Annotated in this window: 14 protein-coding genes and 1 tRNA gene; 8 read left to right on the top strand and 7 right to left on the bottom strand. The window is 39.5% G+C overall.

Features of this window, described 5'->3' with window-relative positions:
* Nucleotides 1-467: 467 nt before the first annotated feature.
* Nucleotides 468-1,676: a BaiN/RdsA family NAD(P)/FAD-dependent oxidoreductase gene (locus tag ACWPWK_RS09670; RefSeq protein WP_109374171.1), complete on the bottom strand. Its 1,209-nt coding sequence runs from the start codon at nt 1,674-1,676 to the stop codon at nt 468-470.
* A 309-nt stretch (nt 1,677-1,985) separates the two neighbouring features.
* Between ACWPWK_RS09670 and pitA the strand changes: the two genes are divergently transcribed.
* Nucleotides 1,986-3,485: an inorganic phosphate transporter PitA gene (gene pitA / locus ACWPWK_RS09665; RefSeq protein ID WP_109374172.1), complete on the top strand. Its 1,500-nt coding sequence runs from the start codon at nt 1,986-1,988 to the stop codon at nt 3,483-3,485.
* A gap of 67 nt (nt 3,486-3,552) precedes the next feature.
* On the opposite strand, the gene uspB is transcribed toward pitA, so the two are convergent.
* On the bottom strand, nt 3,553-3,885 hold the full coding sequence (uspB, locus tag ACWPWK_RS09660; RefSeq protein WP_109374173.1) for a universal stress protein UspB: 333 nt from the start codon (nt 3,883-3,885) through the stop codon (nt 3,553-3,555).
* 406 nt (nt 3,886-4,291) lie between these two features.
* Between uspB and uspA the strand changes: the two genes are divergently transcribed.
* Both uspA and gdhA read left to right on the top strand, forming a co-directional pair.
* Nucleotides 4,292-4,723 carry a universal stress protein UspA gene (uspA, locus tag ACWPWK_RS09655; RefSeq protein ID WP_023583131.1) on the top strand — a complete coding sequence of 144 codons (432 nt, stop codon included), beginning with the start codon at nt 4,292-4,294 and terminating at the stop codon, nt 4,721-4,723.
* Between the two features lie 254 nt (nt 4,724-4,977).
* The gene (gene gdhA / locus ACWPWK_RS09650; protein WP_109374174.1) at nt 4,978-6,318 is read left to right on the top strand and encodes an NADP-specific glutamate dehydrogenase; all 1,341 of its coding nucleotides are present in this window, start codon (nt 4,978-4,980) and stop codon (nt 6,316-6,318) included.
* A 76-nt stretch (nt 6,319-6,394) separates the two neighbouring features.
* Here gdhA and rsmJ read toward each other — a convergent pair whose 3' ends face one another.
* Nucleotides 6,395-7,141, bottom strand: a complete 747-nt coding sequence (rsmJ, locus tag ACWPWK_RS09645; protein WP_109374175.1) for a 16S rRNA (guanine(1516)-N(2))-methyltransferase RsmJ — start codon at nt 7,139-7,141, stop codon at nt 6,395-6,397.
* A gap of 3 nt (nt 7,142-7,144) precedes the next feature.
* On the bottom strand, nt 7,145-9,187 hold the full coding sequence (gene prlC / locus ACWPWK_RS09640; protein ID WP_109374176.1) for an oligopeptidase A: 2,043 nt from the start codon (nt 9,185-9,187) through the stop codon (nt 7,145-7,147).
* A 241-nt stretch (nt 9,188-9,428) separates the two neighbouring features.
* On the opposite strand from prlC, the gene ACWPWK_RS09635 reads away from it, so the two are divergent.
* Both ACWPWK_RS09635 and ACWPWK_RS09630 read left to right on the top strand, forming a co-directional pair.
* Nucleotides 9,429-9,523: transfer RNA gene (locus tag ACWPWK_RS09635), tRNA-Sec, on the top strand.
* A gap of 172 nt (nt 9,524-9,695) precedes the next feature.
* On the top strand, nt 9,696-10,730 hold the full coding sequence (locus tag ACWPWK_RS09630; RefSeq protein ID WP_109374177.1) for a virulence RhuM family protein: 1,035 nt from the start codon (nt 9,696-9,698) through the stop codon (nt 10,728-10,730).
* Nucleotides 10,731-10,913: 183 nt separating this feature from the next.
* Here ACWPWK_RS09630 and ACWPWK_RS09625 read toward each other — a convergent pair whose 3' ends face one another.
* Nucleotides 10,914-11,276, bottom strand: coding sequence for a YibL family ribosome-associated protein (locus ACWPWK_RS09625; protein ID WP_109374178.1), 363 nt, complete (start codon nt 11,274-11,276; stop codon nt 10,914-10,916).
* A gap of 97 nt (nt 11,277-11,373) precedes the next feature.
* Nucleotides 11,374-11,721, bottom strand: coding sequence for an HNH nuclease YajD (gene yajD / locus ACWPWK_RS09620; protein ID WP_006534437.1), 348 nt, complete (start codon nt 11,719-11,721; stop codon nt 11,374-11,376).
* Nucleotides 11,722-11,903: 182 nt separating this feature from the next.
* Here yajD and ACWPWK_RS09615 point away from each other — a divergent pair, with 182 nt between their 5' ends.
* Both ACWPWK_RS09615 and ACWPWK_RS09610 read left to right on the top strand, forming a co-directional pair.
* Nucleotides 11,904-12,437 (top strand): DUF2058 domain-containing protein, encoded by a 534-nt coding sequence (locus tag ACWPWK_RS09615; protein WP_109374179.1) that lies wholly within the window; start codon nt 11,904-11,906, stop codon nt 12,435-12,437.
* Nucleotides 12,438-12,538: 101 nt separating this feature from the next.
* Complete coding sequence (locus ACWPWK_RS09610) at nt 12,539-13,021, top strand: cold-shock protein (RefSeq protein WP_109374180.1); 483 nt, start codon at nt 12,539-12,541, stop codon at nt 13,019-13,021.
* 10 nt (nt 13,022-13,031) lie between these two features.
* Here ACWPWK_RS09610 and ACWPWK_RS09605 read toward each other — a convergent pair whose 3' ends face one another.
* Nucleotides 13,032-13,748: an RluA family pseudouridine synthase gene (locus ACWPWK_RS09605; RefSeq protein ID WP_109374181.1), complete on the bottom strand. Its 717-nt coding sequence runs from the start codon at nt 13,746-13,748 to the stop codon at nt 13,032-13,034.
* A gap of 125 nt (nt 13,749-13,873) precedes the next feature.
* On the opposite strand from ACWPWK_RS09605, the gene ACWPWK_RS09600 reads away from it, so the two are divergent.
* Entirely contained in the window at nt 13,874-14,119 is a 246-nt protein-coding gene (locus ACWPWK_RS09600) for a DUF2543 family protein (protein WP_036914285.1), read from the top strand.
* Nucleotides 14,120-14,220 lie beyond the last annotated feature (101 nt).

Genomic DNA, 14,220 nt, shown 5'->3' with positions numbered 1-14,220 from the left:
CTGAAGATCCAAATAATTTGAATAAGAGAAAACAAAAACATCGAATAAGTTCTAGAAAAGAAAAAGCCAGCACCCGGCTGGCTAAAATAAAACACTGGAAGCAATGTGAGCAATGTCGTTCTTTCATATGACCCTGAAGGTGGTGCATCTGAAAGTGTTATTGATGATAATAGTTCTCAGTATCATTTGTAAAGCCCTTTTTTTAAGCAAATTAGAAAAAAGCGCTAAAAAAGTTTTAACTCACTGATTAAAGAGTTGTTTTATTTTAATAATTTTTTAAAACAGTAATATAACCAAATAGTTAACAATATTCTTTATGGGGTCATTTATAGGAAAAAGAAGAAAAAATGTGGTATAGAACCAGAGGAAAGGAAGGGATATAAGGTATTTTGAATCTCTATCGAGAAATACAAGAAGAAAAAGCCATCACTGATTGATGATGGCTGGCTTTTATTATGTGTAATTTATCAGTTTGTTGATTTTGGTGTTGAAATAAGGCTCTGCGCACAGGCATAAGCCGAACTCCACGCCCATTGGAAGTTATATCCACCTAACCAACCTGTGACATCAACCACTTCCCCAATAAAATAGAGTCCTTTTACTTTTGTGGCTTCCATTGTTTTAGAGGAAAGGGCACGGGTATCTACGCCACCTAGTGTGACTTCTGCGGTGCGATATCCCTCAGTACCATTAGGTTGAACTTGCCATTCTTGTAATAACGTTGCAATTTGCGTAATACGTTCATTACTAAGTTGGGTCAGGGAAACATCAGGTAACTGTTTATTTTCTATCATTATTTCAATAAAACGCTTTGGTAATAAGCGGGAAAGTGTATTTTTTAATAATTGATTCGGATGCTCTTGACGTTTTTCTTGGAGAAGACTTTCAAGATCAATGCTTGGAAGTAAGTTAATACTTACATACTCTCCAGCTTGCCAATAACTAGAAATTTGTAAAATCGCGGGACCTGAAAGACCACGGTGTGTAAAAAGAATATTTTCTTTAAAGCTTGTCCCATTTTTTGCCGTCACAATGGCAGGTACAGCTACGCCAGATAGTTGGCTTAATTGCTCAAGTTGGGGTTTATGCAGAGTAAAAGGCACTAAACCTGCGCGAGTGGGTAAAACAGAAAGTCCAAATTGTTCTGCAACTTTATAGCCAAAAGGAGTAGCTCCTAAACTAGGCATAGAAAGACCACCACTGGCAATGACCACCGAAGGTGTTGTGATAGTTTTTCCATCAACAAAAATAGTAAAGCCCACATCCGTTTTCTCTATTTGCGTGACTTCACTACGTAAGCGAACACTTACTTTCCCTTTTTGACATTCAGTGAGTAATAAATCAACAATTTGCTGTGCTGAATCATCACAAAATAGCTGTCCTAGCGTTTTTTCATGGTAGGCAATGTTATGTTTTTGCACTAATTCAATAAAATCCCATTGTGTATAGCGAGCAAGTGCTGACTTACAGAAATGAGGATTCTCTGATAAGTACGCTGAAGGTTCGATATACATATTGGTGAAATTACAACGGCCACCACCTGACATTAGAATTTTACGGCCCGCTTTTTTGCCATTATCGAGGACTAAAACAGATAATCCTGCTTGTCCTACTAAAGACGCACAAAAAAGCCCCGCGGCACCTGCACCTATAATTACTGTATCGTATGATCCCACAATGATGTCTCGTTCTTGGTTTTCTCTGACAACTTAATCAATGATTTTCGCGTAAGATCAGAGTATTTTTGTAAAATTATATGGAGAAATCTGCATTTTTCACCTAAATTCTTATTAGCAAGGAAAAAAATTGTCAGAAATTTACTTTTTTTTTATTTTTATTAATTAAATGATATATAAGGAATTATCTTAAAAAGGTTCTAATTTTCTTGGTTATCAAATCAAAAAAAGGTTAAATTTCGCTTCCACCGTTCGCATTTGTCGCTGATAATGCGCCGCGTTCATGTCCAACTAACTGGCTTAACGTCTATGCTACATTTGTTTACTGACCTAGAATTTCACACAGGTTTGATGTTGGTTTTAGCACTGTTATTTGTGCTATTTTATGAAGCTATTAACGGCTTCCATGATACCGCAAATGCGGTAGCAACTGTTATCTATACTCGTGCTATGCGTGCGCAATTTGCGGTCGTGATGGCGGGTGTATTTAACTTCCTTGGAGTTTTGCTCGGTGGATTGAGCGTAGCTTATGCTATCGTTCACTTGTTACCGACAGATCTTCTGCTGAATGTGAGCTCAGCTCATGGCCTTGCCATGGTCTTCTCGTTGCTGTTAGCCGCCATTATCTGGAACTTAGGTACATGGTATTTCGGCATTCCAGCATCAAGTTCACATACGCTGATAGGTGCTATCATTGGTATTGGTTTAACAAATGCTATCGTGACAGATTCGTCTATCGTTGACGCATTAAACATACCAAAAATGATCAGTATCTTCCTATCACTCATTCTTTCACCAATTATCGGCTTGGTTATTGCAGGTGCGATGATTTTCTTACTGCGCCGTTACTGGAGTGGTACGAAAAAACGTCGTCGTATTCACCTGACACCTGCTGAACGTGAGAAGCAAGATGGTAAGCGTAAGCCGCCATTTTGGACCCGTACTGCACTGATTTTATCTGCAGTTGGGGTGAGTTTCTCTCATGGTGCAAATGATGGGCAGAAAGGTATCGGTCTTATCATGTTGGTATTAATTGGCGTTGCGCCTGCGGGCTTTGTCGTCAATATGAGTGCAAGCGGATACGATATCACCAAAACTCATGATGCAGTTGTGCACTTACAACAATATTATGAGAAGCATCAGCCAGCACTACAGCATGCTATTGATAATACACCAGTAGTACCAGCACAAGCTGATGCTAGTGATACAGATTTCCATTGTAATAGCGCAAGAACGCCAATTGTTCTGAATCAAACAGAACAGATGCTTGCAAATATTAGCTCTTATGATGAGCTAACTGCAGACCAACGTGCTCAAATGCGTCGATTACTTATGTGTATCGCTGATACCGCAACAGAAGTGGCTAAATTACCAGAAACTAGCGCCCAAGATGCACGGTTCTTAAAAACATTGAGTCGTGACCTGCTAAACACCGTGGAATATGCTCCGATTTGGATCATTATCGCAGTGGCATTAGCGCTCTCTATCGGGACAATGGTAGGTTGGAAACGCGTTGCAGTAACGATTGGTGAGAAGATTGGTAAGAAAGGTATGACTTATGCTCAAGGGGTTTCTGCGCAAGTAACAGCAGCGGTATCCATTGGTGTAGCAAGTTATACGGGTATGCCTGTATCAACAACACAAGTTCTGTCATCTGCAGTTGCAGGTACGATGATTGTTGATGGTGGTGGTGTTCAATCGAAGACGGTGAAAAATATTGCACTGGCTTGGATCTTAACATTACCAGTTAGCATTGGTTTATCAGGTTTACTTTATTGGATATCACTTACATTTATTGTGAATAGCTGATAACAATAATTACTTAAGTTTGTTTATAAACGGTGACTTTTTAGTCACCGTTTTTTGTTTTTGTCACTTACCAAAAAAGCATGGCAATTAAACTTGCGACAGCCAAAATACAAAAACGGCTAACAAGATAAAATTGCCGATAAATTCGCTCACAACGCATAATGACTTCAGGATTATGATGACTGACGTATTGGCGTTGGTTGATATAGCGAATTAGTCTTAGTTGTTTTGAAAATTGTCCGTGTATAGTAAAAAATCCATTGCCATCGACAGATTGGTAGAGCAAAGGATCAGATTGGCGCAATATCGTGAGCAATACCCTAATAGATGAAAAATAACGCATCATATTAATCAGGCAAAGAATACATAGCGCCCAAAAGACAACAATGACATTAAACATAATCCCCTCCCTAGAATAATAGATTCTGAGATGAGAAAACCTTTACCAATAAAGGTTACTTTTTTCTCTAATTTAAGTTTAGGTGAAATTAAGCAATAAACAAAAGTGACTTTTTCAAGTTGTTTCCTTTTTCAGAAAAAAAGATAAAAAATAACTCTAAAAGGGTGTTTTTGTTGTTTTTTATACTCAATTCTCATTATTATGATGATATTGTCGGTGAATGACATCGTGCTAATGTAAAATGGTGTATATTGTTATTTATCGATAGATGCTTTCTTGATGAATTTGACATAAGTTGTGATCAAGGCGACATCTAATTTTCATCTTAAAACGTTATATTTAATACATAGGATTTAGGCTTAACAGCCTTTCCAACCGATTAATCAGCTTATGGAAGGAGTTCACGATGGCTTATAAGCATATTCTAGTGGCAGTTGATTTATCCCCTGAGAGTAACGTCTTAGTACAGAAAGCTGTATCTATGGCAAAACCCTATAATGCCAAAGTTTCCTTAATTCACGTTGATGTTAACTACTCTGATCTTTATACCGGTCTAATTGATGTCAACCTCGGTGATATGCAGCAACGTATTACTGATGAAACCCGTAATGCGTTAAAAGACCTCTCTGATAAATCAGGTTATGAAATTCAGGAAACCCTGAGTGGTAGTGGTGATTTAGGCCAAGTTCTGGTTGATGCGATTAAGAAATACGATATGGATTTAGTCGTTTGTGGTCATCACCAAGACTTTTGGAGTAAATTGATGTCATCAGCACGCCAACTAATTAATACTGTGCATGTTGATATGCTAATTGTTCCTCTGAAAGATGATGAATAATAATCGCTTGCTTGTTTAAGCAAAAAAATGCCTGCTTATGCAGGTATTTTTTTACCTAAAATTCCTATTTTTCCTGCTTTTAAACTGAGTCAACCTTTTTTTTTTGTCTAATTATGAAAAAAATGTCTTGAAGTGTGAATGTATTTTAATGATATATTCAAGAAGCAAAACAACATCAACCTCACAAAACCCAAAAATATTCCGAATAAATGAGGTTATGCCAACATCACATTACACAAAAAAGGAATAGCTGAATGAATATATCTGGCTCATTATCTTCGTTTTTAGAAGGGGTAGAAAAATATAACGCTCATCAACCTGAGTATCATCAGGCGGTTCGTGAAGTTTTTACCACTTTGTGGCCTTTTTTAGAGAAAAACCCACAATATCGTGAACAATCATTACTTGAGCGCTTAGTTGAGCCTGAACGTATTATCCAGTTTCGCGTCTGTTGGTTAGATGATAAAGGGCAAGTACAAGTTAACCGTGCATGGCGTATCCAATTTAACTCAGCCATTGGACCTTACAAAGGTGGTATGCGTTTTCATCCATCAGTAAATCTTTCTATCCTAAAATTCTTAGGTTTTGAGCAAACATTTAAAAATGCATTAACTACATTGCCGATGGGAGGAGCCAAAGGCGGTTCCGATTTTAATCCTAAAGGTAAAAGTCATGGGGAAGTAATGCGTTTTTGTCAGGCACTGATGACGGAACTCTATCGCCATTTAGGCGCTAATACGGATGTTCCTGCTGGTGACATTGGTGTGGGTGCACGAGAAGTCGGCTTTATGGCAGGCATGATGAAAAAGCTGTCTAATAGCAATGAATGTGTATTTACAGGTAAAGGTCTTTCATTCGGTGGCAGTTTAATCCGTCCAGAAGCTACTGGGTATGGTTTAGTTTACTTTACTAATGCGATGCTTAAACGTCATGGTATGTCTCTTGAGGGAATGCGTGTAGCGGTTTCTGGCGCGGGTAACGTTGCACAGTTCACTATCGAAAAATGTTTAGAGTTAGGCGCTAAAGTAATAACAGCATCAGATTCAGGTGGTACTGTGGTTGATGAAGCTGGATTTACTACTGAAAAACTCGCTCGACTCACTGAAATTAAAAATAATTATGGTCGTGTTGAAGAGTACGCAAAAGAATTTAGCTTAACGTATCTTGAAGGGCAACAACCTTGGGCTGTTCCTGTTGATATTGCTTTGCCTTGTGCAACACAAAATGAGTTAGATTTGGAAGCGGCTAAAATACTTATCAAAAATGGTGTGAAAGCCGTTGCTGAAGGCGCGAATATGCCAACAACCATTGCTGCAACAGATGCCTTTACTGAAGCGGGTGTCCTGTTTGCGCCAGGTAAAGCTGCTAATGCTGGTGGTGTTGCAACCTCTGGTTTAGAGATGGCACAGAATGCGGCACGTTTAAGCTGGAAAGCGGAGAAAGTGGATGCTCGCTTACATCACATTATGTTAGATATTCACCATGCTTGCGTGAATTACGGTGGTGAAGGTAAGCAAACTAATTATATCCAAGGCGCGAATATTGCAGGCTTTGTTAAAGTCGCTGATGCAATGCTGGCACAAGGCGTTCTGTAAATTTTATCTATTCTGAACGGGTGTTTAACACCCGTCAGATTTAAAATTTATTTATTTTTTCCTAATGTGTAAGTGATTACACACAAGGATAAATATCAAAACGGTGATTTTTTGTAGTTACATTGGCGTGTGCGGGCTGATTATTTAATGGTTCTGCATAATCAGGGCGTTTTACCACAACCCTTTTTTTAGCTAACGTAATTGCTGGTTCTAATAGTGCATCTGCATCTTCATCGGCACCTACTAAAGACTGAAATACTCGCATCTCTTTTTTCACTAATGCGCTTTTCGCTTTATGTGGATACATAGGATCAAGATAAACTACATCGGGTGCTGGTGTGATTTCTGTCAGTGCTTGAGCTGAAGAGGCGTGGATCAGTGTCATACGTTCTTGCATCCATTCACCAATATCAGGATCAAGATAAGCTCGTTTTAAGCCGTCTTCAAGCAACGCTGCGACAACAGGATGGCGTTCAACCATTCTCACCTTACAACCAATAGAGGCCAATACAAACGCATCACGACCAAGTCCCGCTGTTGCATCAACTACATCAGGTAGATAGTCTTTTTTAATGCCGACCGCTTTTGCCACTGCTTCACCTCGACCACCGCCAAATTTACGACGATGCGCCATGGTGCCTTCCACAAAATCGACATAAATACCACCCAATTTAGGTTCATCTTGTTTGCGTAATTCAAGGTGAGTAGGTGTTAACACTAATGCCATAATTTGCGTTTCATCGTGAACTAAGCCCCAACGTTGCGCTAAATCAGATAAGGCGCTGTTATCAGCGCCTTCTTCACAAAGTAAACAGATATTCACATATCATCCTTTAATGCCGTAGCCTTTGAGCATAGCATCAAGTTTCGGCTCACGACCACGGAAGCGTTTGAACAGCTCCATTGGCTCTTCTGAACCACCACGAGTTAAAATATTATCAAGGAATGATTGACCCGTTTCGCGGTTAAAAATGCCTTCTTCAGAGAAACGAGAGAATGCATCTGCTGCCAGTACATCAGCCCATAAATAGCTGTAATAGCCTGCTGCATATCCACCTGCAAAGATATGGCTAAAGGCGTGAGGAAAACGCGCCCAAGGTGTAGAAGGAACCACGGAAACTTTCTCTTTCACACTGTTTAAGATTTCCATAATACGCGCTCCTTTAGATGGATCATATTCAGCGTGTAAACGGAAATCAAACAGACCAAATTCCAGTTGACGTAACACAAATATCGCTGACTGATAATTTTTTGCTTTAAGCATATTATCAAGCATTGCCTGTGGTAATGGTTCACCAGTTTCATAATGACCCGAAATAAAGGCTAACGCTTCTGGCTCCCAACACCAATTTTCCATAAATTGGCTTGGTAATTCAACAGCATCCCAAGGCACGCCATTAATGCCTGCAACATCTGCCGTATCAATCTGAGTTAACATGTGATGTAAGCCGTGACCAAACTCATGGAATAGAGTGGTTACTTCATTATGAGTAAACAGTGCTGGTTTATCGCCTACTGGCTTATTGAAGTTACAAGTGAGGTAAGCAACGGGGTTTTGTAGTGAGCCGTCAGCATGACGCATTCTTCCTACGCAATCATCCATCCACGCGCCACCACGTTTGTGCTCGCGTGCATATAAATCAAGATAGAAGCTACCACGTAAAGTGTTGCTTTCATCATAGAGCTCAAAGAAACGGACGTCATCATGCCAAGTTTCGATGTCGTTACGTTCTTTGGCTGTTAAACCATAGATACGATGAACGACTTCAAATAAACCACTTAAAGCACGTTGTTCAGGGAAATAAGGGCGTAACTGTTCATCATCGATTGAGAATAGGTGTTGTTTTTGCTTTTCGCTGTAATAAGCCAGATCCCACGATTCGAGTTTATCAACACCATAGTGTTCTTTTGCAAATTGAGTGAGTTCTGCTAATTCTTCTTCACCTTGTGGATGAGCGCGTTGGGCTAAATCAGTTAAGAAGCTAATTACTTGCTCAGGAGACTCTGCCATTTTAGTAGCAAGAGATTTTTCAGCATAATTTTTAAAGCCTAGCAGTTGAGCGAGTTCATGACGTAACGCTAAGATTTCCGCCATAATTTCACTGTTATCCCACTGACCTGCATTTGGACCTTGATCAGAGGCGCGAGTACTATAAGCAATGCTCATCTCTTTTCGCAGTTCACGGTTATCTGCGTAAGTCATAACTGGTAGATAGCTTGGCATATCAAGTGTTAACAGATAGCCTTCTTGCTCTTTAGCTTGCGCAATTGCTTTTGCTGCATCAATCGCACTTTGTGGCATACCAGATAGATCGTCTACATTGGTAATTAATTTAGACCAACCCATTGTGGCATCTAATACGTTATTGCCGTATTTCGCACCTAATTCTGACATACGCGCACTTATTTCACCAAAACGCTGTTGTTTCTCTTTTGGTAAACCGATGCCTGATAATTCAAAATCACGCAGTGCATTTTCAACCGCTTTTTTCTGAGGTTGAGTTAATGTGTTGAAATCTGCACTCTCTTTAATTGATTTATAAGCTTGATATAAACCTTCGTGTTGCCCCATCCAAGTACTAAATTCAGACAATAGCGGTAAGCTTTGTTCATAGGCTTCACGCAGTTCTGCACTATTTTTAACTGAGTTTAAATGGCTAACAGGAGACCAAACTCGAGACAGTTTATCGCCAGCTTCTGCTAACGGTTGGCAAAGGTTATCCCAGTTAAATTGAGTATTATCAGCCAATAATTTTTCAACTGTTTCACGGTAAGTTGCTAAGACTTCTTTAAGAGCGGGAACAACGTGTTCTGGTTTGATAAGGGAAAATGCAGGTAATCCCGTTGTGCTAAGTAATGGATTTGACATAAAAAACATCCTGTATTTGGGTTTACAGTGGCGTAAAACACGCCACTGAGTTTATTCGTTATAGAGAGTAAGATGAGGATGAAACCGCATAAGTTCAATAGTATCGCGGTAATTATCCGAGGTTTTACTCAAAAATGGGATTATTTTATTTGAAAGAGCTTTTATTGATTTGATGCACTTGGGATTAAAAATAATTCAGCGTATAATCATCCCGTTATTTCCTTTTGACCCATTCAAAAATGGAAGATCATCGTCCCCGGTGGGGCGGCTGGACTTCAAATCCAGATGGGGCCGCCAGCGGTCCTTGGCAGGTTCGACTCCTGTGATCTTCCGCCAATTCTTATTCAATTAACCTTCTTATAAAATCGTTTTTTGCGCCTTTATCATATTGTTTTTCAGAAAAATAGTACGTTTGTTATCTATTTATAAGCGCCCTTATCTTTTTGTTAAACATGGTATATTGTTGTTCATAGTTTATGCATAACGTATAGAGAGTGGAGACAATTTGATGAGCGAAAATCTTCCTGAAGCGCCACTGGGTGAATTTGTTTTGTTCCGCAGCGAAGATGGTCAAACTCGCGTCGAATGCCGCTTTGAATCTGATACGCTGTGGTTATCTCAGGCTGAAATTGCCAATCTTTATCAGGTAACACCGCAGGCAATAACTCAACATATTAAAGCTGTCTACGAAGAAGGCGAACTTGTACAAAATTCAACTTGTAAGTCTTTCTTACAAGTTCGACAAGAAGGCAATCGGCAGGTTAATCGCAATACGCTGCATTACAACCTTTCAATGATCCTCGCCATTGGCTACCGCGTCCGCTCAGTTCGCGGTACTCAGTTTCGCCAGTGGGCAACGCAAACTTTAGAACAGTATCTGATCAAAGGGTTTGTGATGGATGATGAACGTCTGAAGAATCCGCCTATCGGTCAATCAGTCGTGCCGGATTATTTTGATGAGATGCTCGAACGCATTCGTGATATTCGAGCCAGTGAGCGACGGGTATATTTACGGGTGAAAGAGATCTTCACCATGGCAGCGGACTATGAGCCTTCCAATAAAGAAACAATTCGTTTCTTCCAATCCATTCAAAACAAACTGCATTTTGCTTGTACGGGAATGACTGCCGCCGAGCTTATAGCCAGTCGCGCAGATGCCAGTCAGCCAGATATGGGCTTAACAAGTTATAAGTCCGGCGAAGTGCGTAAAACGGATGTGACGATTGCGAAAAATTATCTACGTGAAAATGAACTCAAAGAATTAAACCGTATCGTCAATATGTGGCTCGACTTTGCTGAAGACCAAGCACTGCGCCGTAAGCAGGTTTTCTTACAGGATTGGGATACTAAGCTGGATCAGTTTTTAAGTTTCAATGACCGTGATGTATTGCAAGGTGCTGGTGGGGTTAGTAAGAAAGCAGCTGACGAAAAAGCTAAAGAGATATTTGATATTTTTGCTCAAAAACGTCGACAGTTAAAAGAAATCGAAGGGGCAAGGGCGAATATTGCGGCGCTGAAAGATTTGCTAAAAAGAGGTAAATAAAAAAGTAGTCATTCTATTAATTTTTATATTAACTAAATTGTCAGGATCAGCTTTATGGCAGAAGATGAGGCAGCAAATATTGAAAGCGAATTATTTACTGACGGTTCATAACAACGAAAAGTATATTAAGAACCAGCCAGTATTAGTCGGTCTTTGCAGGTTTTAGTCGGAGTAATTTTCTAACTAGAAATCAGTCTTAGAAAAACCAGTCATACTATCTAGCCCCATTTCTCGGCCTAATGCTGTCATTGGATGGACAATGATCAAGCCTCGTACGGCTTTCTTCAGCTTGCCAATATCAGCTTGTTCTTTCTTAGTAATGGAGCGTTTGAATGGCATATCTTCTAATTTCTGCGCTTCTTTACTTAGTTTATTGCTACGTACTTCTTTCAAACGAACGATTTCAGTTTCCAGTTCTACTTTTTCTTTCTCAAACTCTGCGTATTTTTCCGCTTCATCTGTCAGCGAGATATTTGCCATCTTGTGGCGAATAAGGTCTAAACGGTCGCTAAGGAGTTTGATTTTTGCTTTTTCGATTTCTTTCATTATTAATTAACCGTGAACAAATTTCTTGTTGGCAAGTATACACCATTCTGCATAGGAGCATGAAAAGGGGGACGGATTAAAGCAGACATCACATTCATTATTTTTTTTTGTTCAGCATCGACTTTAAATCAGCAAACGGGTTATAGGTTGCAGCGCCTACATCGTCTTGTGCATCTTCACCCGCGACAACGGTTGTACCGTATTGGTCTGCTTCTGTATATTTAGAGTGTTCATGATCATGGCAAAACAGACACAATAACTCCCAGTTACTGCCATCTTCTGGGTTATTGGTATGGTCGTGATCAATATGATGAACGGTTAATTCACGTAGATTGGAATAAACGAACTCACGAGCACAGCGCCCACATACCCACGGATAGATTTTCAGCGCTTTTTCACGGTAGCCACTTTCCAACCGTGCATAGTTTTTGGGGATCAGAGCCATTGTTATTACCTGTTATAAGAGAAAGTTTGACGATAGTTTTTCCAATATACTCTGAATGCACTCATTGGTTCAAATCTCACAAGGCCTATTTCCTCTAATAAACTACCACTCTCACAATCTGATGCACTCTTGGAAATTACAGGTATAATTTCATAACTTATTGAGCAGACTTAGGCATAAAAATGGCAAAACTTACCTTACAAGAACAAATGTTAAAAGCAGGGCTTGTGACCAGTAAAAAAATGGCGAAAGTTCAAAGAACGGCGAAAAAATCACGCGTTCAGGCACGAGAAGCAAGAGAAGCCGTGGAAGAAAATAAAAAAGCCCAACTTGAACGCGATAAACTGCTTAGTGAGCAACAAAAACAAGCAACTTTATCTAAAGAGTATAAAGCGCAAGTTAAGCAACTTATTGAGATGAATAGAATTACGCCAGCAAAAGGCGATATTGATTTTAACTTCACTGACAATAATGTGATTAAAAATATCGTAGTGGATAAACTGACACAATCTCAATTGATTAATGGACGTCTCGCCATTGCTCGTCTGGATAGTGCAGATAAAACTGAATATGCGATTATTCCAGCAAGTGTTGCGGATAAAATTACACAAAGAGATGTGGACTGTATCTTGTTAAATAACGCACTTAGCGAAACAGAACAAGATGAAGACGATCCTTATGCTGATTTTAAAATCCCAGATGATTTGATGTGGTAATAAGCAAAGTAGCTTATTACCTCAAAGACATAGTCTGTATAAGCATTGTGCTTTATACTGCATCTGGAAATTTTTGTAGATAAACGATTAAGTAGGCGATAATGGCAATGAACGGAATAATCACAAAGTGGTTTGAAGATAAAGGTTTTGGATTTATTAAAGATGAAAACGGTGATAACCGTTATTTTCATGTGATTAAAGTTGCCAACCCTGCTTTGATAAAAACAGATGCAAATGTCACGTTTGAACCAACCACAAATACTAAAGGTCTATCTGCTTACGCTGTGAAAGTGATCCCAGACAGCAAATATGTCTATATTGCAGGTGAACGAGTTAAACTGACATCCATTAAATCATTTCGAATTTATAGTGAAGATGTGCCCGCAGATACGCATATCAATAAAGAAAACACCGTACTTTCTGTCGGTACTTTAATGAATAGCATCAGACCAAAATCAGCGGATGACGCCAATAATATGCGCACGTTGAGAAAGCTTGCGATCACCACTATGCATGGAACAGAAATTGTTTTTACTGAAGATGAACTTGATATCGATGAAACCGTGAAAGCACTTAAACTGTAAATATCGATATTTAAAACGGGCTCTCGCAGCGCGCTTTTATTGGTGCTTGGCTAATGGGATGAACAAAATGAAGTTCACTCGCATGAAGCATAAGTCGCGGAGTCCGTTCAGTTCCTTCTATTCCTTCAATTAAATCTCCGCCGCACCCACCATATAAATCACAACCTAAAATAGGATGTCCTATAAACTGGCTGTGAATACGAAGTTGATGAGTTCTCCCTGTTTCAGGCATAAATTGTACTCGCGTTAAAGGCAATAACGTTCCATCTTCTAACGTATGATAAAAACGCTCAATAACGTGGTAGCGAGAGCGCGCTGGTTTGCCATTAATGGGGCTAATCGACATACGTGGGAACAGAGCCGGATCTTTTGCAATCGGCGCATCGATTATTCCTTCATTATCATCTAAATGCCCGCACAGTAGCGAGCTGTATACTTTGGTTACACTGCGCTGGCTAAATTGCTGACACAAAAGAGCATTAATTGCTTTATTGCGTGCGACAACCATCAGCCCAGATGTGCCAAAATCAAGCCGATGAACAAGAGTACATCCCGGAAATAGCTTCACTAATCGATAATGCACTGAATCTAAATTTTGTGGATTCTTTCCTGACAGACTGAGTAGCCCTGTTGGCTTATTGATAAGCACTAAGTGCTCGTCTTGATAAAGGATCTCGATTTCATCATGGCAAGGTGGGGCAATAAAAGTATCGATAATCGTAGACATCAGCTTATCCGTAGAAAAAGAAGGAAGTGGATGATAGCGAATTTTAGGTTAACAGGCGAATGTAGAGATATACTCTTAGTAACTTGAATATGACGAGTATAAATGTTAATCCCTGAGGACAACCGATGAATAATGACATTCATTTTAAATATTATGACATGGTAGAAGAGTATGCGATGGAATCGATAGAGCCTGTTGCTGAGGCGGAAGAAGATGCGCTGGCTCTCTACTTCCAGTTACTACTTACACGATTAATGAATAACGAAGAAATTAGCGAAAACGCACAGCAAGAGATGGCAAAAGAAGCGGGTATTGATAAAAAACGCATTGATGATATCGCCATGTTTCTTAATCGCTGGGGTAACGAATAATACGTATTGGGCTCATTAAAAAATGGGCTCAATATTATCCTAATTCACAAAATGTCACTCTGATCCTACATAACTGTATGATTTAACGTATACTCGTTATG

The organism is Proteus sp. Marseille-Q3619, assembly GCF_965283115.1.
This window is presented reverse-complemented; position numbering and strand designations above follow the sequence as displayed.

What these genes read in the sequence shown, in the direction of transcription:
- ACWPWK_RS09625 (WP_109374178.1), bottom strand. Translation starts at nt 11,276, where the DNA reads ATGAAAGAAATCGAAAAAGCAAAAATCAAACTCCTTAGCGACCGTTTA.
- gdhA (WP_109374174.1), top strand. Translation starts at nt 4,978, where the DNA reads ATGAATATATCTGGCTCATTATCTTCGTTTTTAGAAGGGGTAGAAAAA.
- pitA (WP_109374172.1), top strand. Translation starts at nt 1,986, where the DNA reads ATGCTACATTTGTTTACTGACCTAGAATTTCACACAGGTTTGATGTTG.
- ACWPWK_RS09630 (WP_109374177.1), top strand. Translation starts at nt 9,696, where the DNA reads ATGAGCGAAAATCTTCCTGAAGCGCCACTGGGTGAATTTGTTTTGTTC.
- ACWPWK_RS09600 (WP_036914285.1), top strand. Translation starts at nt 13,874, where the DNA reads ATGAATAATGACATTCATTTTAAATATTATGACATGGTAGAAGAGTAT.
- ACWPWK_RS09615 (WP_109374179.1), top strand. Translation starts at nt 11,904, where the DNA reads ATGGCAAAACTTACCTTACAAGAACAAATGTTAAAAGCAGGGCTTGTG.
- ACWPWK_RS09605 (WP_109374181.1), bottom strand. Translation starts at nt 13,748, where the DNA reads ATGTCTACGATTATCGATACTTTTATTGCCCCACCTTGCCATGATGAA.
- yajD (WP_006534437.1), bottom strand. Translation starts at nt 11,721, where the DNA reads ATGGCTCTGATCCCCAAAAACTATGCACGGTTGGAAAGTGGCTACCGT.
- uspB (WP_109374173.1), bottom strand. Translation starts at nt 3,885, where the DNA reads ATGTTTAATGTCATTGTTGTCTTTTGGGCGCTATGTATTCTTTGCCTG.
- prlC (WP_109374176.1), bottom strand. Translation starts at nt 9,187, where the DNA reads ATGTCAAATCCATTACTTAGCACAACGGGATTACCTGCATTTTCCCTT.
- uspA (WP_023583131.1), top strand. Translation starts at nt 4,292, where the DNA reads ATGGCTTATAAGCATATTCTAGTGGCAGTTGATTTATCCCCTGAGAGT.
- ACWPWK_RS09610 (WP_109374180.1), top strand. Translation starts at nt 12,539, where the DNA reads ATGGCAATGAACGGAATAATCACAAAGTGGTTTGAAGATAAAGGTTTT.